This is a genomic window from Streptomyces sp. NRRL F-5122 (assembly GCF_001507435.1).
In the GTDB taxonomy this organism is placed as follows: domain Bacteria; phylum Actinomycetota; class Actinomycetes; order Streptomycetales; family Streptomycetaceae; genus Streptomyces; species Streptomyces lannensis.
Map to the genome: position 1 here is coordinate 36983 of NZ_LMWH01000117.1, position 19095 is coordinate 56077.

The window sequence follows — 19095 nt, forward strand, 5'->3', positions numbered from 1 at the left end:
AAGTTCACGCCGTCCAGCACTCTCGCGGTTTGACGAACGGCATCAGGAATCGATGTTGAGCCGTCCCGAGCGGAACGGTTCGACCTCGTGGGGCAGGTCGGCGAAGCCTGCGGCGGCGAGCACTTCAGCGAGGGCTGGCAATGCCGCGGTCCGGGCTACGAGGGCCGGATCCACCTCGACGCGGGCCCGGTCTCCAAGGTCGCGGACCCGAAGGTCCGTGACCTGCAGTCCGGCCTCGGCCAGCAAGGCCCGTATGGCCGTCTCGGCGCGGTCGACGCGGGCCAGGCGGTAAGGGGTGACCTCGATGCCGTAGCGAACACGGCTGGCAAGACAAGGAGTCGCCGGTTTGTTCCAGGTGGGCAGCGACCAGTGCCTGCTGAGTCGGCGTACGTCCGCCTTCGTCAGGCCGGCGTCGAGGAGGGGCGTTCGGATGCCGCGTTCCCGTCCGGCGCGGATGCCCGGCCGGTAGGGGTCTGCGGCGTCGTCCACATTGGTGCCGGTGGCCACCATCTCCAGGCCCCGCTCGCGGGCGAGTGCGGCGATCGTGTCCAGCACCTCGGACTTGCAGAAGTAGCAGCGGTCGGGACCGTTGGCCCGGTAACCGGGTTGCGCCAACTCATGTGTGCGCGCCGCGAGATGGGTGACCCCGAGCTCGTCGGCGAGGCGCCGGGCGTGCGAAAGCTCCCCGTCGGCCAGGCTCTCCGACACGGCGGTGACGGCCAGGACTCGCTCGGGCCCGAGCACACGTACAGCCGCGGCAAGGACCAGTGCGGAGTCGGCGCCGCCTGAGTAGGCGACGGCGAAGGGGCCCCTGAGCGCACGCACACGGTCCTCGAGCCGGTGCTCCAAGGTGTCCTCACTCGGCACGTTCTTCCTCCTGACTCGTCACCATCGTTTTTCCTCGGCTGAGACGAAGGGCGCGCGCGGCGACGGCACGCAAGGGCAGATCCAGGGCCGAGGCTGCGGCCGCTACGTCGTCGTGCTCGGGCTTGGCCGCGTGCGGACCGTGTTTGATCCGTACGACGTGTCCGGCGACCTCCACGGTCTCGAAGGCGCGCGGCAGCGTCGTGCGTGTCGCGCCGACGCGCCGGATGCCGAGGGCGCCGCTTTCGGCCAAGACCAGATCCCGCAGCCGTCGTTCGTGGTGCGGGGTGGTGAGGACGTGCAGGATCTGGGCGGGTCTGCCCTTCTTCATCACCGCGGGGGTCGTCCAGACGTCGAGGGCACCGGCGTCCAGCGCCCTTGTGATGACGTGCCCGAGCAGTTCGCCGGTGACGTCGTCAAGGTTGGTCTCCAGGACGACCACGTCCTCGTCCGGTGCGGATGGAAGGGGGGCACCGAGGCTGACGGAGACGACGTTGGGCCGATCGGGCAGGCGGCGGGCGCCTGCGCCGTAGCCGGTGGCGCCCAGCGTCATGGGCGGCGGTGGGCCGTAGCGGGCTCCGGCAGCGTGGAGCAGCGCGGCTCCGGTGGGTGTCACCGTTTCGCCGGGCAGGTCGCTGCCCGTGACGGCCGCTCCCGTCAGGAGGGCGAGGGTGGCCGGCGCGGGGCAGGGCAGGACGCCGTGCGCGCTCTTCACCCGGCCCCGGCCGAGTGGCAGGGGTGCGCTGATGACGTCAGTGACGCCGAGGGCGTTCAGGGCCGCGGCGCTGCCGACGATGTCGACTAGGGTGTCGTGGCCGCCGAGTTCGTGCAGGTGGACGGTGGCCGGGTCGGCGTCGTGCAGCTGCCCCTCCACCTGGGCGATGGCGGACACGGCGGCGACGGCGAGGGCTGCGACAGGCTGGGGGGCTGCCCGGGAGGCCATCTCCAGCACCTCGGCGGCACGGCGCTCGGTGCAGGGGTCGGTGACCTCCACCCGGACCCGGGTGGCGGTCAGTCCGTGGTCGGTGATGCGTTCGGCGGTCAGGTCCCAGCCGGTCAGGCCGGTGGCGGCGACAGCGGCCCGTATCCGGTCGAGCGGTGCCCCCGCATCGATCAGGGCTGCCAGCAGCATGTCCCCGGCCAGTCCGGTGAACGGGTTGACCCAGCAGATCACTCGGTGCCTCCGTGGTCTGCTGTCAGCCGGGCCTGGGCGATGCGGTGGACCGCCATGGCCGCCGAGAAGCCGGAGTCGATGTTGACCACGGTCACCCCGGCGGCGCAGGAGGCGTGCATGGCGAGCAGTGCGGTGACGCCCTCCAGTGAGGCGCCGTATCCCGTGGAGACGGGCACCGCGACAACGGGGGCGCGCACCAGGCCGCCGACCACACTGGCGAGGGCGCCTTCCATGCCGGCCACCACGATGACCGCGTCGGCGTCCTGGAGCCGGCCGCGCACCTGCAGGACGCGGTCGAGTCCCGCCACCCCCACGTCGTGGACGACCGTCGTGTCCAGTCCGATGGCCGAGGCCACGGCGGCGGCTTCGGCGGCCACCGGACCGTCGGACGTTCCGGCGGCCACCACCATGACGGAGAAGTGCCCGGCGGCGGCCGGCCGCCAGGACAGCAGTCGGGCCTTCTCGTCATACGCCCCGCCGGCCACCCGCCCCAGGACTGCCTCCGCCGCATCGGGGGCGACGCGGGTGGCGAGCACGGGCCCGGTGTTGTGTTCCAGGAGCCCGGTGACGATTCCGACGATCTGTTCCGCGCTCTTGCCGGGGCCGTAGACGACCTCGGGCAGTCCCTGCCTCGCCTCACGGCCGAGGTCGAGCCGTGCGTATCCCAGGTCCAGCACCTCGCTCACGTCCGCCCCCGTTCGATGTACGGAATGGTCTGCGGACCTTCCGGCAGGACGCAGAGGCGGGCGTCCGGGCCCGCGGCGGCCAGCGCCTCCGCCACGGTGGCGGAGATGTCGTGGGTCTGCCGCAAATGGGCTGTGGCCAGCTCTGCGTCGCTGAGGAAGGAGGTGTGCATGATGACTTGGCTGCCCGACTGGATACGGGCCTGGATCTGCACCTGCCACTGGTCCGGAATCGTTTCGGTCCGGGCGCTTATGTCGGCGAACAGCGCCTGTGGGGACGGCGCGGAGGCCAGCACCCGCCGGTACGAGCCATGGTCGGGGAAGCCGTCACGGCACTCGGCCGCGCACACGATCACCCCTCCGGGCCGGACCACCTGGTAGGCCGCTGACATCCCCTTGACCGCCTGGTACAGGTTCTGGTCCAGGGGGAAGCCGGAGTTGGTGGTGACGACGACGTCGAACGGCGCCTGGACCGGGCGCATCGCCATCCGTTTGGCCGTGGCCGTCGCGGCGGCGTGCATCGGCAGCAGGTCGCCGCCGAACGCGGCCACGATGTCCTTGTCCCGGTTGAGCACCACGTCCAGCGCGAAGGTGACGCCCGTGGCTTCGGCGATGGCGCGCACGTCGTCGTGGACCGGGTTTCCGTGCGTGATGCCCCAGGTGGCGCGCGGGTCGCCGATGCGGGCCGCGTCATGCAGCACGAGCACCGTTTCCAGGGCGGCGAGCCCGGGGGCGACGAGCTTGGGACCACCCGAGAAACCTGCGAAGAAATGGGGTTCGACGAAGCCGGTGGTGATGCGGACGTCTGCCTCCCACCACTCGCGGTTGAGCCACACCGGCACGCCGTTGCCGTATGTGCCGATCCATGCCAACTGCCCGGCATCGCGGGCGTCGTGGTTGACGATCCGTACCGCGTCCACGATCTCGTCGCCGAACATCGCCCGTAGCTCGGAGTCGTCGTTGCCGCGGTGGGTGCCGGTCGCGACGAGGATCACCACGTCCTCTGGGCGGACGACGCCGTCGAGTTCGTCGAGGACGGCCGGGATCATCAGGTGCCGGGGCTGCGGGCGGGTGCCGTCGCAGGCCGAGATGGCCACCGTCTGCCCCGGGCGCACCCGCTCGCGCAGCGGCGGTCCGGCGACCGGGTCTCGCAGGGCCGCACGCAGGACGGCCACTTGCTCCGCGGCCCCCTCGTGGTGGACGGGTTCGACGACCGTCGCCGCACGCGGATCCACCTCGATGTCAAGCCCTGACTGCCCGTAGGCGAGGCGCACCTTCACCGGACCACCCCCACAGGACCTCCGTCACCGGCTCGCCCTCGCCCGTCTCTCTCGCCCAGTCCGTAGGCGCGCTCGGCCGTCACGGCGAAGACATGGGAACGCTCGGCTGCGGTGAGGTCGGCAGTCAGTGCCTCCGCCGCGTCGACGACCTGCTCGTAGGAGGCGGCCAGCAGGCAGACAGGCCAGTCCGAGCCGAACATCACCCGCTCCGGGCCGAAAGCGTCGAGCACCACGTCGGCGTAGGGACGAAGGGCGTCCACGCTCCACTGGTGCCGTTCGGCCTCGGTGACCATGCCGGACAGCTTGCAGAAAACATTGGGCAGCGCCGCCAGTTCACGGACCAACGAGGCCCAGGGCTGAAGTTCGCCCGTGGCGATGGGCGGCTTGGACAGATGATCGAGGACGAACGTGAGTTCCGGCCGCTCCCTGACGGCGGTGATGGCGGCGGGCAGTTGGTGCGGGAGGACGAGCAGGTCGTAGGTGAGGCCGGCCTGCGCGACCGTGCGCAGCCCCCGACGCACGTCCGGCCGATTCAGCCAGCCCGGGTCCGGCTCGCCCTGCACCAGGTGCCTCAGGCCCACCAGATGGTCACCACCGGGCGCCGCCCGCAGGGCGTCCAGGGTGCCGGCGAGGTCGTCCGAGGTGAGGTCGGCCCAGCCCACGACTCCCGCGACCACATCGCCCGCTGCGGCCAGCATCAGGAACTCGGCGGTCTCGTCGATGTCGGGCAGGACCTGGACCAGGACCGTCCGGTCGATGCCCGCGGCCCGGGCTGCCGGCGCCAGGTCCGCCAAGGTGAAGTCCCGCCGTAGCGGGGCCATGCCGGGAGCGTCGAGCCACTCGTGTACACGGCGCCGCGGGCCCGAGCCCGTGGCGGACGGTGGGGCCGATGCCGGCCGCCAGACGTGGTGGTGTGCGTCGACCCTGCTCATCGTCCGTCCTGTTCGAGGGCATCGAGCGCCGCCCACAGCTCTTCGGGGATCGTCGCGGTGGCGTGCGCGACGTTCACTGTGATCTCCTGCGCGCTGCGCGCCCCGACGACGACACCGGTGACGGCGGGGTGCCGCAGCGGGAACTGCAGGGCCGCGGCGGCCAGCGCCACGCCGTGGGCGGCGCAGCGCTCGCTGAGAGCGAGGGCGTGGCACCGCACCGCTTCTGGGGCCGGCGCGTAGTCGTACGTGGCATCGGCTCCCAGATTCGCCAGAATGCCACTGTTGAAGACACCGCCGACCAGGACGCCCACCTCGCGTTCGGCGCACGCGGGCAGCAACTCGTCGGCCGCGCTGCGATCAAGCAGGGAGTAGCGGCCGGCCACGAGCACGCAGTCGAGGTCTGTCTCCGTCACGAAGCGGGTGAGCATCGCTGTCTGATTCATCCCCACGCCGATCGCCCGGACCGCTCCTTCGGCGCGCAGCCGGGCCAGCGCCGGGTAAGCGCCGGTGACGGCCTCCTTCCAGTTGTCGTCCGGGTCGTGGATGAGCACGATGTCGAAGGCGTCGAGGCCGGAGCGCTCCAGGCTCTCGGCGAGGGAGCGGTAGACGCCTTCGGTGCTGTAGTCGCGGATCCTGACAAGGCCGGGTTCGCCGTGGAAGCCCTCTTCTCCCAAAATGGGGTCGCCCGGCACGAGTAGCCGGCCGACCTTGGTGGACACCGTGCATTCCGAGCGCGGGTGCCCGGTGCCGGTGAGGAATGATCCGAGCCGCCGCTCGGCGAGCCCGGCACCGTAGTGCGGGGCGGTGTCGAAGTACCGGATCCCGGCCGCCCAAGCGGCCTCCAACGTGCCGGCGGCCTCTCGGTCGCCGACGGCCGAGAACAGACCGCCCAGCGGAGCGGTGCCCAGCCCGATGCGGCTGACCGTCACTCCGGAGCGTCCGAGAGGTACCCGTTCGGCGTACCAGGGGCGAACCGCGGAGGCCATCAGGCCTGCCCGACGGTGTGCCGCTGACGGCCGAGCCGGTCGATCTCCACCTCGACCACGTCGCCGGCCCGGAGGTAGGCGAAGTCGTTGGCGCCGAAGGCGACTCCTGCCGGGGTTCCTGTGTTGATCACGTCGCCGGGGTCCAGCACCATGAACTGGCTCAGGTACCAGACAAGGTGGTGTACACCGAAGATCATGTTCTTGGTGTGGCCGTCCTGGCGTGGCTCGCCGTTGACCCGCAGCCGCAGCGCCAGGTCCTGGGGGTCCCCGGTCTCGTCCGGCGTCACCAGCCAGGGCCCGAGCGGGTTGAACGTCTCACAGGACTTGCCCTTGTCCCACTGCCCGCCGCGCTCGTGCTGAAAGGAGCGCTCGCTCACGTCGTCGGCGATGGCGTAGCCCGCGATGACCTCGTCGGCGGCATCCGGCGAGTCCAGGTAACGGGCGGTCCGGCCGATGATCACCGCGAGTTCGATCTCGTAGTCCGTCTTGATGCTGGTCCGCGGTATGAGAACAGTGTCGTCGGGTCCGACTACCGTGTTGGCGGCCTTCATGAAGACCACCGGCTCGGCCGGGGGCGTGGTCGCGGTCTCCTCGGCGTGATCGACATAGTTCAGCCCGACGCACACGACCTTGCCCGGGCGCGCCAGCGGAGCGCCGGTCCGTTGTCCGGTCAGATCGGTGCGCGGCAGAGCTCCCTCGGCCAGCGCGGCGCGGGCGCGCTCCACGCCGCCTCCGGCCAGGAAGGTGCCGTCGATGTCGGCGCTCAGCGGGGTCAGGTCGTAAGCGACGCCGTGGGTGTCGAGGACGGCGGGACGCTCGGAGCCCGCAGGGCCCACGCGCAGGAATCTCATCGGGGTGCTCCTCGCTGAGGGAACGTGCCTGCCCGTGTCCGGCCCCTGGGACCGGACACGGGGGGTGACGACGGATCGGTGGACGATGGCGCGAAAGGAACTGCTAGACGTTCATCACGTCGCTCGGGACGCCGCCGTTCGGCTCCAGGTGCTCGCGCAGCCACTGCTCGGTGGTGCTGACGTGCAGGAGCGCGGCGGCCTGGGCGAGGGGGGCGTCGCCGGCGGCCAGCGCCTGGTGGATCGCCTCGTGTTCGGCGACTGTGCGGGCGGCGGCGTTGTCGTCGACCAGACCGCGCCATACGCGTGCGCGCAGCGTCCGGCTGGAGATCCCCTCCAGCAGGGTGGCCAGGGTGGCGTTGCCGGTGGCCGCGACGACCGCCCGGTGGAACGCGGCGTCGTGCTCGTTGAGCCGCTCCACGTCGTCCCGGGCCGCTCGCATCGCGTCCAGGTGCCGCTCCACCTCGGCCAGTTCCTCGGCCGAGATCCGGGTGGCGGCCAGCCCTGTGGCGACCGGTTCGAAGAGGCGGCGCACCTCGGTCAGCTCCAGCAGGGTGTCGCCGCGCAGCAGTTCCACCGCTGACCCGATGCTGCTCAGCAACAGCTCCGGTTCGAGGCTGGTCACATACGTGCCGTCGCCCCGGCGGATCTCCAGCACCCGTGCGACCACCAGTGCCTTCACCGCTTCCCGCATCAGATTGCGGGACAGGCCCAGCTCCGCGGCCAGTTGCTGCTCGGGCGGCAGTTTGGCGCCTGGCGGTAGCTCGCCGGACTGGATGAGATCCCTGATGCGGTCGATGGCCTTGTCGGTCAATGACATGCGGCTGCTCCCTGCTCGTCGCCCAGGCCATGGCAGCCTAGCAATACATCCCATCACTACGGAAGAGATGGGATGGCGCAACCCCCGTCCCGTATATGACGTCGGCGTAAAAGCACAGGTGAGACGCGCCAATCCATGCCTTTTTCTCCCGGGGTATGGACACTCGGACCGGTCGACTCTATAAATCCATCCCATGTCCAGCATCTGCTCTAGCAGAGAGGACATCTTTTTGACACACGACGATGGGTGGTCACCATGGCGCCGAGACAGCACCGGACCCTCCTAGCCGAAGGTGCCGGGCCCGATGAGTGAGCTGATCAGCGCGGTCGAGGCCGTCGACGTACGGTTCCCGACTTCGCGGGACCTCGACGGTTCCGACGCCATGAACCCCGAGCCCGACTACTCGGCCGCGTATGTGACGATCCGTACGAGCGTCGGGAACGAGGGATACGGACTCGCCTTCACCGTGGGACGCGGCAACGAGGTCGAGGTCGCCGCCGTACGAGCCCTGGCCCCGCTGATCGTGGGGCTGCCGGTGGAGGAGGTACTGGCCGATCTCGGCGGGTTCTCCCGTCGGCTGACCGGCGACAGCCAACTGCGCTGGCTGGGCCCGGAGAAGGGCGCCATCCACATGGCCGCCGCAGCGATCGTCAACGCCGTCTGGGACCTTTACGGGCGGCGTAGCGACAAGCCGGTCTGGCGGCTGCTGGCCGAGCTCTCCCCGGAGCAGCTGGTCGACCTCGTCGACTTCCGCTACCTCCAGGACGCCCTCACCCGAGACGAAGCCCTTGACATCCTGCGCCGGGCCGAGCCCGGCCGCGCCCAACGCACCGCGGACCTTCTGAAGCACGGATACCCCGCATACACCACCACCCCCGGCTGGCTCGGCTACGACGACGAGAAGCTGGTACGGCTGTCCAAGGAGGCAGTCGCCGATGGCTTCGGGCAGATCAAACTGAAGGTCGGCGCCGACCGCGAAGCCGACGAGCGCCGCATGCGGCTGGCCCGCGAGGCGGTCGGCCCGGACATCAGGATCGCCGTCGACGCCAACCAGGCGTGGGGAGTTCAGCAGGCGATCGACTGGATGGCGTCGCTCGCGCCCTACGATCCGTACTGGATCGAGGAACCCACCTCGCCGGACGACATCCTCGGCCACGCCGCCATCCGCCGGGCGGTGGCGCCGATCAAGGTGGCCACGGGTGAACACACACACAACCAGGTGATGTTCAAACAGCTCCTTCAGGCGGGCGCGCTCGACGTCCTGCAGCTCGACGCCAGCCGCACCGCCGGTGTCACCGAGAACGTCGCCATCCTGCTGCTGGCCGCCAAGTTCGGCGTCCCGGTCTGCCCGCACGCCGGCGGGGTCGGACTGTGCGAGATGGTGCAGCACCTGGCGATGTTCGACTACGTGGCCGTCAGCGGCACCACCGAGAACCGTGTGATCGAGTACGTAGACCACCTGCACGAGCACTTCACCGCCCCGGTCAGCATCCGCGACGGCCACTACCTCGCCCCGGCCGCCCCCGGCATCAGCGCCCAACTGCACCCGCAGTCGCTAGCGGACCACCGCTACCCCGACGGCCCTGTGTGGAGCGGGGAGTCCGACGGATGAGCGCTCTCGAGTTCGCGGGACTGACAGCCCTCGTGACCGGCGGCGCCTCCGGCATCGGGCTGGCCACCGCGCGCCTACTGGCTGTCCGTGGTGCCCGCGTCGCCTGCCTCGACCTCAAACCGGAGGACGTTCCCGAACCCCTCATCGGTATCCGCGCGGACGTCGCCGACGATGCGAGCGTTCGAGCAGCCGTCGAGGAGACCGCGCGCGTGCTCGGAGGCATCGACATCCTGATCAACAACGCCGGGATCGGCGCCCAGGGCACCATCGAGGACAACACGGACGACGAGTGGCACCGGGTCTTCGACGTCAACGTCCTCGGTATGGTCCGGGTGACCCGGGCCGCTCTCCCCCATCTGCGCCGTTCCGACAGCGCGGCCGTCGTCAACACCTGCTCCATCGCCGCCACCGCGGGACTGCCCGACCGGGTGCTTTACTCAGCGACGAAGGGCGCCGTGCTCGCCCTCACCCGGGCAGCCGCCGCCGACCTCGTGCACTCCGGCATCCGCGTCAACTGCGTCAACCCGGGCACGGCCGACACCCCGTGGATCGGCCGCCTCCTGGACCGGGCCGCCGACCCAGCGGCCGAACGCGCCGCCCTCAACGCCCGCCAGCCCATGGGCCGTCTCGTCTCCGCCGAGGAAGTCGCCACGGCCATCGCCTACCTGGCGAGCCCGCTGTCCGGCTCGACCACCGGCACCGACCTCCCCGTCGACGGCGGCATGCAAGGCCTGCGGATCCGCCCGCGCGCCTGACCCCGCTCCCCTTTCTCTCGGCTCTCACTCACGGCATCCGCACCCCGCACAGCCGGCTCCGCACACAGCCCGTCCGCGTGACCCACCAGCAAGGAGAACGAGCGATGAAGCTCAGAACCACCCGATACGCCTGCTTCGGCGGCCTCGCCGCCCTGACTGTGACCGCGCTCACCGCCTGCGGCGGTTCCGGATCCGGGTCGGCCTCGGGCCAGGGCGGTGGTTCGGGGGTGATCGGGGTCGACTACCCGCGCTCGGACACCGACTTCTGGAACTCGTACATCAAGTACACCCCGCAGTTCGCGAAGGAACTCAAGCTCGACCTGAAGACCACCAACTCACAGAACGACGTCGCCAAGCTCACCGCCAACGTCCAGACGTTCATCAGCCAGGGCGTCAAAGGCGTCGCGATGGCACCGCAGGACACCGCCGCCATCGCGCCCACCCTCGCGCAACTGGAGGCGAAGAAGATCCCGGTCGTCTCGGTGGACACCCGTCCCGACACCGGAAATGTGTACATGGTCGTGCGCGCGGACAACCGCGCATACGGCGAGAAGGCCTGCCAGTACCTCGGGACCAAGCTGGGAGGCAAGGGGAAGGTCGTCATGCTCCAGGGCGATCTCGCCTCCGTCAACGGCCGCGACCGTACCGAGGCGTTCAACGCGTGCATGAAGAAGAACTACCCGTCCATCAAGGTCTTCGGTGAAGCCACCAACTGGGACGGAGCGGTCGCGGCGCAAAAGCTCCAGACCGACCTGACCGCGCATCCCGACATCAAGGGCGTGTACATGCAGTCCAGTTTCGCCCTCTCCGGCACGCTCCAGGTGCTCAAGCAGAAAAACCTGCTGGTCGGTCCTGAAGACAAGAAGCATGTGTTCGTCGTCTCCAACGACGGCATTCCCGAGGAGCTCAAGGACATCGCGGCGGGCCGGATCGACGCCACCGTCTCCCAGCCGGCCGACCTCTACGCGAAGTACGCCCTCTACTACCTGAAGGCGGCGCTCGACGGCAAGACGTTCAAGCCGGGCAAGACCGACCACGACAGCACGATCATCAAGGTGCGCGAGGGCCTTCTGGAAGACCAGCTCTCCGCACCCCTGGTGACGGCGGACGGCGGCACCTACGGCGGGGTCCCCAGCCTCAAGAGCGACGACAAGTCCCTCTGGGGCAACAACCTCGGCTGACCGGAAGGCGGTACGCAGACATGGTTACGGCTCCGCCCGTCGCCCAGGCGGCAGGGATCACCAAGCGGTTCGGGTCCACGGTGGCGCTGCGCGACGCCGGAATCACGATCACGCCGGGGCAGACGCACGCGCTCGTCGGGCGCAACGGTGCGGGCAAGTCCACACTGGTCTCCATCCTCACCGGGCTTCACGCACCGGACGAGGGCACGGTGACGTTCGGCGGCGAGCCGGCCCCCCGACCCGCGGACCGTGACGCGTGGCGGCAACGTGTGGCCTGCGTCTACCAGAAGTCCACCATCATCCCCGGGCTGACGGTCGCCGAGAACCTCTTCCTCAACCGGCACGACCGCGGCCGCGGCGGCCTCATCAGCTGGCAAACGGTACGCGGAAAGGCACGCGAGCTGCTGCGGACCTGGTCGGTCGACGTGGACGTGCGCACCCCCGCGGGCGAACTCGACATCGAGCAGCGGCAGTTCGTCGAGATCGCCCGGGCATTGTCGTTCGGGGCGCGCTTCATCATCCTCGACGAACCCACCGCGCAGCTGGACGGTGCCGCGATCAACCGGCTGTTCACCCGGATCCGGGACCTTCAACGACAGGGCGTCACCTTCCTGTTCATCAGCCACCACCTCCAGGAGATCTACGAGATCTGCGACACGGTCACGGTGTTCCGCGACGCCCGGCACATCCTGACCGCCCCCGTGGCCGCACTGCCCCGCGCAGAACTGGTCGCCGCCATGACCGGCGAGGGCGCGACCGAGACCGCCAGGGCACGCCGTCGCCACGCGGACACCTCGTCCCCGGATGTACTCACCGTGGAAGGTGCCGCTGTACAGGGCGCGTACGAGGACGTGTCCGTCCGCATCCGCGCCGGGGAGATCGTCGGTATCGCCGGCGCGGCGAGCAGCGGCCGTACGGAGGTGGCGGAGACGGTCGTGGGACTACGGGCCGCCGACAGGGGCACAGTGACGATCGGTGGGGTTCGTCCACGGTCCGGCAGCGTGCCCGCGGCGCTGAAGGCCGGGGTCGGCTTCGTCCCGCAAGACCGCCACCACCAGGGATTCGTGCCGGAGATGTCCATCGCGGACAACGGGACCCTGACCATTCCCGAACGGCTCGGTCCGCCCGGTTTCATCGAGGGACGCCGCCGGGACGCCTTCGCCCGCTCCATGATCGAGAATCTGGCGATCAAGACACCTGGGCCGGAGCTGCCCGTCTCCGGGCTCTCCGGAGGCAACCAGCAGAAGGTCGTCATGGCGCGGGCCCTGGCCAACGACCCCAAGGTGCTGGTGCTGATCAATCCGACCGCCGGCGTCGACGTGCGGTCGAAGGAGTTCCTCCTCGGCAAGGTCGAGGAGATCGCCGAGTCCGGCACCGGGGTGCTCATCGCCTCCGACGAACTCGACGACCTGCGCATGTGCGACCGGGTCCTGGTGATGTTCCAGGGCCGTGTAGTGACCGAGAAGGCCGGCGGCTGGCACGACCACGAGCTCGTGGCCGCAATGGAAGGAGTGGACCTCGATGTCTGACAGTGCGACCGCAGCCGCCGCGAAGAGCCCGAACGGCGGGCAGCCGGACACCGCGAGCGAGCAGCCGGCCGCCGCGAGGACGGGGGAACGCAAAATCGCCTTCGCGCGGCTGCGCGACTTGGCACTCATTCCCGCGATCATCGTCATGGCTATCGTCGGCCAGATCGTCAATCCGGTGTTTCTGCAGGCCGACAACCTGATCAACGTACTGCAGACCATGTCCGAGATAGCACTGCTGGTCCTCGCGCAGACCTTGGTGCTGATCGTCAAGAAGATGGACCTCTCCCTGGAGTCCACCGTCGGGCTCGCCCCCGGGGTCGCGGCCTGGCTCACCATCCCGGCGGGCGCGGCGCACGGGATCGGACTCCTGCCCGGCGGCTGGTCCATCCCCATCACCCTGACGGTCGGCCTTCTGATCGGTGTGGTGAACGCCCTGTTCATCATCCGGTTCGGGCTCAACGGCTTCATCGTGACGCTCGGCATGCTGATCGTGCTGCGCGGCATCCTGACGGGCATCTCCGGCGGCCAGACCTTCTTCCAGTTGCCCCCATCGATGCTCTACCTCGGCACAGCCCAGTGGCTGGGCATGCCCGCCTCGGTGTGGACCTGCCTGATCCTGTTCGCCATCGGGATCGTGGTGCTCGGCTTCACCAGCTTCGGCCGCTCCCTCTACGCGATCGGCGGCAACGTCGACGCGGCGAAAGCGGCCGGCATCCGCACCGACCGGGTGCTGTGGATCGTCATCGTGACCGCGAGCGTCCTCGCCGCGCTGAGCGGCCTGCTGCTCTCGGGACGCCTGGCCTCGGTGGCCTCCGCACAGGGCAACGGCTACATCTTCACCGTGTTCGCCGCCGCGGTCATCGGCGGTATCAGTCTCAACGGCGGCAAGGGCACCGTGTTCGGCGCGTTCACCGGCATCCTGCTGCTCTTCCTGATCCAGAACGTCCTCACCCTCGGGGGTGTCCCCGCGCAGTGGATCGGCGCCCTGAACGGCGCGATCATCCTGATCGCCCTGGCGCTGTCCCGCATCACCGGAGGCAAGGCACAGGAGTAGGCAGCGCCGCCTTCGCCCGGCATTCGCTCCTCCTTCGCCGCCGCCCGCGTCCGGCTGACCACACCGCGTCAGACGGCGGCGACCACGGCCGGGACGCCGACCTGCGTACCGGCGAGGCGAACTCCTGCCGGAAGGACCCATACAGCAGCGAGCCCGCGTCAAGCGGCGTTCGCTGCCCCAAAGTTGCACACACCCGAATGACCGGCCCCACCCGCGATCGAAAGGCAGGCATTCCCATGGAACGAAGAGAATTTCTCGTCACCTCCGCAGCCACCTCCGCCGCGCTCGCCGTCGGCCTCCCACCCGCTGTGGCGTCCACGGCGTCGCAGACCGCATCTAAAGCGGAGGATGCCGCCACGCCGGAGGCCTCGCGCCTCGCCCTGTGGTACGACGAGCCCGCAAGCCAGTGGCTGGAAGCGTTGCCGCTCGGCAACGGCCGCCTCGGCACCATGGTGTTCGGCGGAATCGACACCGAACTGCTCCAGCTCAACGAGGACACCCTGTGGGCGGGAGGCCCCTACGAACCCGCCAACCCCAAGGGCCTGGCGAACCTCCCGGAAATCCGGCGCCGGGTCTTCGCCGGCGAGTGGAACTCCGCTCAGGATCTGATCAACTCCACCTTCATGGGCAACCCGGTCGGGGAGTTGATGTACCAGACGGTCGGCAACCTGCGCCTGACCTTTCCGGGTACAGGTGAAGTCAGCTCCTACCGCCGTGAGTTGGACCTGGACACAGCTGTGGCGACCACGACGTACGCCCGCAATGGAGTGGCATACCGTCGCGAGGTATTCGCCAGCCATGCCGACCAGGTGATCGTGGTGCGGCTGACCGCCGGCACCCCCGGTGTCCTGTCGCTCACCGCCGCCTTCGACAGCCCCCAGCAGGCCCAGACGTCGTCCCCGGACCGGATCACCGCCGCCCTGGAAGGGACCGGGCAGACACGTGAGGGGGTCACCGGCCGCGTCCGCTTCCGCGCCCTGGTCCGAGCCCGCGCCGAAGGGGGCTCCGTACGCAGCGAGAACGGCACGCTCACCGTGGACGGGGCCGACGCGGTGACCCTGCTGGTGTCCGTCGGCACCAGCTACAACGACTACCGGGACGCCTCCGGCGACCACCGCGCCCGCGCCGAGCGCCCTCTGAACGCCGCCGCCGACACCCCGTACGGACAGTTGCGCTCCCGGCATGTGCGCGACCACCGCGCCCTCTTCCGCCGGGTCACGCTCGACCTCGGCGCCACGGAGGCGGCCGACGCACCGACCGATGAACGGGTGGCCGCGTTCGCCCAGGGGGATGACCCTCAACTGGTCGCCCTGCACTACCAGTTCGGCCGCTACCTGCTCATCGCCTCCTCCCGTCCCGGCACCCAGCCCGCCAACCTGCAGGGCATCTGGAACGACCAGCTCTCCCCGCCCTGGGATTCCAAGTACACGATCAACATCAACACGGAGATGAACTACTGGCCCGCGCCCACCACCAACCTTCTTGAATGCTGGGAGCCGATTTTCGCCCTTCTCGACGACCTCGCCCAGGCCGGACAGAAGACCGCCAGGGTGCAGTACGGCGCGAACGGCTGGGTCGCCCATCACAACACCGACGCCTGGCGCGGCACCGCGCCCGTGGACGGTGCCTTCTGGGGCATGTGGCCCACCGGCGGCGCCTGGCTGGCCACCTCCGTATGGGAGCACTACCGCTTCACCGGCGACAGCGAAGCCCTGCGCCGCCGGCTGCCCGTCGTCGAGGGAGCGGTCCGCTTCTTCCTCGACGCGCTCGTCCCCGACCCCACCACCGGCTACCTGGTGACCTGTCCGTCCGTCTCGCCCGAGAACGCGCACCACGCCGGCGTGTCCGCGTGTGCGGGCCCGACGATGGACAACCAGATCCTGCGCGACCTCTTCGACGGTTACCTCGCCGCCTGCACGGCGCTCGGCACCACGAGCCCGTACGCCGACCGGGTGCGCGAGGCCCGCGCCCAACTGCCGCCCATGAAGATCGGTGCGCTGGGACAGCTGCAGGAGTGGCAGCAGGACTGGGACGCGGGCGCGCCCGAGCAGCAGCACCGCCATGTCTCCCACCTGTACGGCCTGCACCCCAGCAACCAGATCACCAAGCGCACCACCCCGGAACTGTTCCAGGCAGCTCTGAAGACGCTCGAGATGCGTGGGGATGCCGGCACCGGCTGGTCCCTCGCCTGGAAGATCAATTTCTGGGCGCGCTCTGAAGACGGCGCTCGCTCCTACAAGCTCCTCACCGACCTGCTCACCCCCGATCACACCGCCCCGAACCTGTTCGACCTGCACCCGCCGTTCCAGATCGACGGCAACTTCGGGGCAACCGCGGGCGTGACCGAATGGCTGCTTCAGTCCCACACCGGTGAGGTCCACCTGCTGCCCGCCCTGCCTACGCAGCTCCCTGAGGGCCGGGTCACCGGCCTCCTCGCCCGCGGCGGCCTCACCGTCGGCCTCTCCTGGAGCGACGGCGCTCTGGCCCACGCCCACCTGGCAGCGCGTCAGACCGGCACCGTACGACTGCGCACCACCGCACCGGTCACCGTGCACTCCATGGGCGGCGCTCGAACAGAGGTGAAGCGCCCCGAAAGCACTGTCGCCGTGTTCGAGACCGAGGCAGGCGGGGAGTATGTGATCACGCCACTCTGACACCTTGGGGGCGCCGTCCGCGTCGATCCTGTCGATGGAGTCGGGCGCGGCGGCGCCCTCGCGGTGGAGGCATAACGGGCGAAGAGCGCAGGACCTTGAGGGGAGTACCGACGCCCCCGTCCCGGCAGCTCCCCGTGGGGCGCATCGATCGGACCTGTAGGGAGACCTCGTCAAGGCGGAGGGGGGCTCCTGTGCCGCCGCGGCCGGCGTCAACGTCTGGAGGTGCGGGTTCGGACGGCCGCCTGACGTCGGTGAAGGGGTGTTCAGGCGAGGTACTCGGCGAGCAGGGCGGCGAACTCCTCCTCGGAGAGCACCCTGGTGCCGAGCTGCTCGGCCTTGGCCAGCTTGGACCCGGCTCCCTCCCCTGCGACCAGGATGGTCGTCTTCTTCGACACGCTGCTGGACGCCGTCCCGCCCGCGCGCTCGATGAGCTCATTCATCTCGTTGCGGTTGCGGCCGGCCAGTGGCCCGTGCATGCCTCCTGTGACGACGACCGCCTCGCCGGTCAGCGGCCGACTTCCCGTCTCCGCATCGCCGACGCTGGGCTCCACCATGTTCACCCCCGCCTTGGCCAATTTGTCGATGACCGGGCCCAGTGCGGCGATGTGAGCCGCGATCTTGGGGCGTTCGCGCCAGGAAGCTTGTTGACCTCCGCCAGCTCATCCGGTGTGGCAGCCCGGATCGCGTCCATCGTGCCGAAGTGACGGGCGATCTCCCGCGAGAGCGTCCTACCGGTCCGCACGACGCCCAGCGCGCAGAACACCCTGTTCAGCGGCTGCTCCTTGGCCTTGGCGAGCTGGACCAGCAGCGCGTCGGCGCGCTTGTCGCTTCCGGTCGCCTCGGCAAGTTGCTCCTGGCTCAGGAAGAAGAGATCGGCGACATCGTTGACCAGACCGGCGTCGACAAGAGTCTCCAGATAGGTGACGCCGAGGCCGTCGATGTCGAGTTGGTCGCGACCCACGGCGTACTTCAGGGACGGCAACTTCCCGCATCCACCGCTCGCCCCGCCCGCGCACTCCCACCTCTCACCGGACTTGTCGATGTCCCCGCCGCACCCCGGGCACGCCTCGGGCAGGACGATGTCGGTCTCCTCGCCCGTACGCAGCGCCACCACGGGCGCCTCGACGCGCGGGATGATGTCTCCCGCCTTGTAGAGCACGACCGTGTCGCCCACCTTCAGGCCGCTGTTGCGGATGAAGGCGGGGTTGTGCAGCGTCGCGTAGGTGACGGTGCTGCCGTCGACCTCCACCGGCTCCAGCACGGCGCGCGGGGCTATGTGACCGGTGCGGCCGACGTTCCACTCGACCGCGAGGAGCTTGGTCTGCGCCTCCACGGGCGGCAGCTTGTAGGCGATGGCCCAGTGCGGGTGGCGTGTGCCGAAACCGGCCGTCCGCTGCTCGGCGTAGTCGTTGGCCTTGATGACCACCCCGTCGATCCCGAACGGCAACTCGGCGCGCAGCTGCTGGATCTCCTCGACGCGGGCCTGCACCTGGGCCAGGGTGGCATACACGCGCAGGCCGACATCGGTGGCGGAGGTGGTCTGCACGCCCAGCGCGGCGACCTGGCCCATGACGGCCTCGTGGCCGGCGCCGGTCAGGAAGTCGACGCCGTCCAGCGCCACCGCTCCGTAGGCGAAGAAGGTGGTTTCGATGGTGTACGGCCGGTCCTTGGCCCGCAAGGTTCCGGCCGTGCCGTTGCGCGGGTTGGAGAAGACCTTCGCGTTGTGCGCGGAGCGGGTCTCGTTCGCCTTCTCGAACTGGTCCCGGGTCAGCAGAACCTCACCGCGGATCTCCACGGTGGCGCCGCCGGGAACCTGCGTGGGCAGGCCGACGATGGAGCCGATCGCGTGGCTGAGGTCCTCACCATGGGTACCGTTTCCACGTCCGACGAGCTGCACCAGGCGCCCGTCGCGGTAGCGGGCCGCCATCGCGGCTCCGTCCAGCTTTGGCTCTACCGCGTACCCGCCCTGCACCAGGTGGTCGATCCGTCTGGCCAAGGACGCGTCCCACTTCGCCAGGCCCTCGGCGTCGAAGACATTGTCGAGGGAGAGCATGGCCACGGTGTGCGCCACATCGCCGACCGGGGCCACGCCACCGCCGACCTTCCCGGTGGGAGAGTCGGCCCGGACGTGGTCGGGGTACGCCTCCTCGTAGGCGGCGATCCCGCGGGCAAGGGCGTCGTAGGAGGCGTCGTCGAGAGTGGTGTTCCCGTCCTTGTAGTACGCCGCGCTTGCGGCAAGGGCCTGCTCGACCGCGTGGTCGTAGGCGGCACGGTCGGTCAGCGAAAGGGCAGGTGCGGCTGTCGTCATGCGCTGATCCTTGCGTGGGGGTCTGACAATGCGATTCCGCACGCCTCCACAAGGCGCTGCGCCGGCGGTCGGCCACGCGGCAACCCCGGCCATCGCCCGGCCTCTGTCGTGGTCGGCGCCGGGTACAGAACGATGGCGCATGCGGAGGACACCCCGTCTGCCGGACCGGTCCCCCATTACGCCTCGTCGCTGCGCTGACGCCACTGCGACGCATCTCGCGGCGTCTACCTGGTCAGACTGGCCAGAGTGGAGCCCAGTCACAGGGGGTACGTCGGAGGATCCCAGTCGGCTGGCGAGGCACTGAGCGGCCCGGTCAGGGTCGGAACCGTATGCTGCGGGGGCTTGTGAGGTATTCGTGCGTGTCGTGATCGGTCCTTACCGCGCTGTGCCGAAGCACGGGAGCGGTCAGGTCTGC

Annotated in this window: 14 protein-coding genes and 1 pseudogene; 6 read left to right on the top strand and 9 right to left on the bottom strand. The window is 69.8% G+C overall.

Annotated features, from left to right (window positions below; genetic code table 11):
* Positions 1–42: 42 nt before the first annotated feature.
* From larE to ADL25_RS15115, 8 genes are all read right to left on the bottom strand, one after another.
* Positions 43–867, bottom strand: a complete 825-nt coding sequence (gene larE, locus ADL25_RS15080; RefSeq protein WP_079050364.1) for an ATP-dependent sacrificial sulfur transferase LarE — start codon at positions 865–867, stop codon at positions 43–45.
* Positions 857–2038: a nickel pincer cofactor biosynthesis protein LarC gene (gene larC, locus ADL25_RS15085; protein WP_059128245.1), complete on the bottom strand. Its 1182-nt coding sequence runs from the start codon at positions 2036–2038 to the stop codon at positions 857–859. The genes larE and larC overlap by 11 nt, the downstream gene beginning before the upstream one ends.
* Entirely contained in the window at positions 2035–2724 is a 690-nt protein-coding gene (gene larB, locus ADL25_RS15090) for a nickel pincer cofactor biosynthesis protein LarB (RefSeq protein ID WP_059128246.1), read from the bottom strand. The genes larC and larB overlap by 4 nt, the downstream gene beginning before the upstream one ends.
* Positions 2721–4001: a nickel-dependent lactate racemase gene (larA, locus tag ADL25_RS15095; protein ID WP_059128247.1), complete on the bottom strand. Its 1281-nt coding sequence runs from the start codon at positions 3999–4001 to the stop codon at positions 2721–2723. The genes larB and larA overlap by 4 nt, the downstream gene beginning before the upstream one ends.
* Positions 3998–4933 carry an amidohydrolase family protein gene (locus ADL25_RS15100; protein ID WP_059128248.1) on the bottom strand — a complete coding sequence of 312 codons (936 nt, stop codon included), beginning with the start codon at positions 4931–4933 and terminating at the stop codon, positions 3998–4000. The genes larA and ADL25_RS15100 overlap by 4 nt, the downstream gene beginning before the upstream one ends.
* Positions 4930–5919 (bottom strand): aldo/keto reductase, encoded by a 990-nt coding sequence (locus ADL25_RS15105; RefSeq protein WP_059128249.1) that lies wholly within the window; start codon positions 5917–5919, stop codon positions 4930–4932. Before ADL25_RS15105 ends, ADL25_RS15100 begins: the two co-directional genes overlap by 4 nt.
* Complete coding sequence (locus ADL25_RS15110) at positions 5919–6770, bottom strand: fumarylacetoacetate hydrolase family protein (RefSeq protein ID WP_059128250.1); 852 nt, start codon at positions 6768–6770, stop codon at positions 5919–5921. Before ADL25_RS15110 ends, ADL25_RS15105 begins: the two co-directional genes overlap by 1 nt.
* Positions 6771–6873: 103 nt before the next feature.
* Entirely contained in the window at positions 6874–7587 is a 714-nt protein-coding gene (locus ADL25_RS15115) for a FadR/GntR family transcriptional regulator (RefSeq protein ID WP_059128251.1), read from the bottom strand.
* A 304-nt stretch (positions 7588–7891) separates the two neighbouring features.
* Between ADL25_RS15115 and ADL25_RS15120 the strand changes: the two genes are divergently transcribed.
* The 6 genes from ADL25_RS15120 to ADL25_RS15145 all read left to right on the top strand — a co-directional run bounded on the left by ADL25_RS15120 (position 7892) and on the right by ADL25_RS15145 (position 16372).
* Positions 7892–9199: an enolase C-terminal domain-like protein gene (locus tag ADL25_RS15120; RefSeq protein ID WP_059128252.1), complete on the top strand. Its 1308-nt coding sequence runs from the start codon at positions 7892–7894 to the stop codon at positions 9197–9199.
* Entirely contained in the window at positions 9196–9954 is a 759-nt protein-coding gene (locus ADL25_RS15125; protein WP_059128253.1) for an SDR family NAD(P)-dependent oxidoreductase, read from the top strand. The genes ADL25_RS15120 and ADL25_RS15125 overlap by 4 nt, the downstream gene beginning before the upstream one ends.
* Positions 9955–10058: 104 nt before the next feature.
* Positions 10059–11135, top strand: a complete 1077-nt coding sequence (locus tag ADL25_RS15130; RefSeq protein WP_059128254.1) for a sugar ABC transporter substrate-binding protein — start codon at positions 10059–10061, stop codon at positions 11133–11135.
* Positions 11136–11155: 20 nt separating this feature from the next.
* Complete coding sequence (locus tag ADL25_RS15135; RefSeq protein WP_059128255.1) at positions 11156–12664, top strand: sugar ABC transporter ATP-binding protein; 1509 nt, start codon at positions 11156–11158, stop codon at positions 12662–12664.
* The gene (locus ADL25_RS15140) at positions 12657–13718 is read left to right on the top strand and encodes an ABC transporter permease (RefSeq protein ID WP_059128256.1); all 1062 of its coding nucleotides are present in this window, start codon (positions 12657–12659) and stop codon (positions 13716–13718) included. The genes ADL25_RS15135 and ADL25_RS15140 overlap by 8 nt, the downstream gene beginning before the upstream one ends.
* Before the next feature lie 236 nt (positions 13719–13954).
* Entirely contained in the window at positions 13955–16372 is a 2418-nt protein-coding gene (locus ADL25_RS15145; protein WP_059128257.1) for a glycosyl hydrolase family 95 catalytic domain-containing protein, read from the top strand.
* A 263-nt stretch (positions 16373–16635) separates the two neighbouring features.
* On the opposite strand, the pseudogene ligA reads toward ADL25_RS15145, so the two are convergent.
* Positions 16636–18680: pseudogene (gene ligA / locus ADL25_RS15150) on the bottom strand (NAD-dependent DNA ligase LigA).
* Positions 18681–19095: the final 415 nt, after the last annotated feature.

Bases quoted from the DNA above. Each gene is read 5' to 3' on its own strand.
- ADL25_RS15100 (WP_059128248.1), bottom strand. From the start codon at position 4,933: ATGAGCAGGGTCGACGCACACCACCACGTCTGGCGGCCGGCATCGGCC.
- ADL25_RS15105 (WP_059128249.1), bottom strand. From the start codon at position 5,919: ATGGCCTCCGCGGTTCGCCCCTGGTACGCCGAACGGGTACCTCTCGGA.
- ADL25_RS15110 (WP_059128250.1), bottom strand. From the start codon at position 6,770: ATGAGATTCCTGCGCGTGGGCCCTGCGGGCTCCGAGCGTCCCGCCGTC.
- ADL25_RS15115 (WP_059128251.1), bottom strand. From the start codon at position 7,587: ATGTCATTGACCGACAAGGCCATCGACCGCATCAGGGATCTCATCCAG.
- ADL25_RS15120 (WP_059128252.1), top strand. From the start codon at position 7,892: ATGAGTGAGCTGATCAGCGCGGTCGAGGCCGTCGACGTACGGTTCCCG.
- ADL25_RS15125 (WP_059128253.1), top strand. From the start codon at position 9,196: ATGAGCGCTCTCGAGTTCGCGGGACTGACAGCCCTCGTGACCGGCGGC.
- ADL25_RS15130 (WP_059128254.1), top strand. From the start codon at position 10,059: ATGAAGCTCAGAACCACCCGATACGCCTGCTTCGGCGGCCTCGCCGCC.
- ADL25_RS15135 (WP_059128255.1), top strand. From the start codon at position 11,156: ATGGTTACGGCTCCGCCCGTCGCCCAGGCGGCAGGGATCACCAAGCGG.
- ADL25_RS15140 (WP_059128256.1), top strand. From the start codon at position 12,657: ATGTCTGACAGTGCGACCGCAGCCGCCGCGAAGAGCCCGAACGGCGGG.
- ADL25_RS15145 (WP_059128257.1), top strand. From the start codon at position 13,955: ATGGAACGAAGAGAATTTCTCGTCACCTCCGCAGCCACCTCCGCCGCG.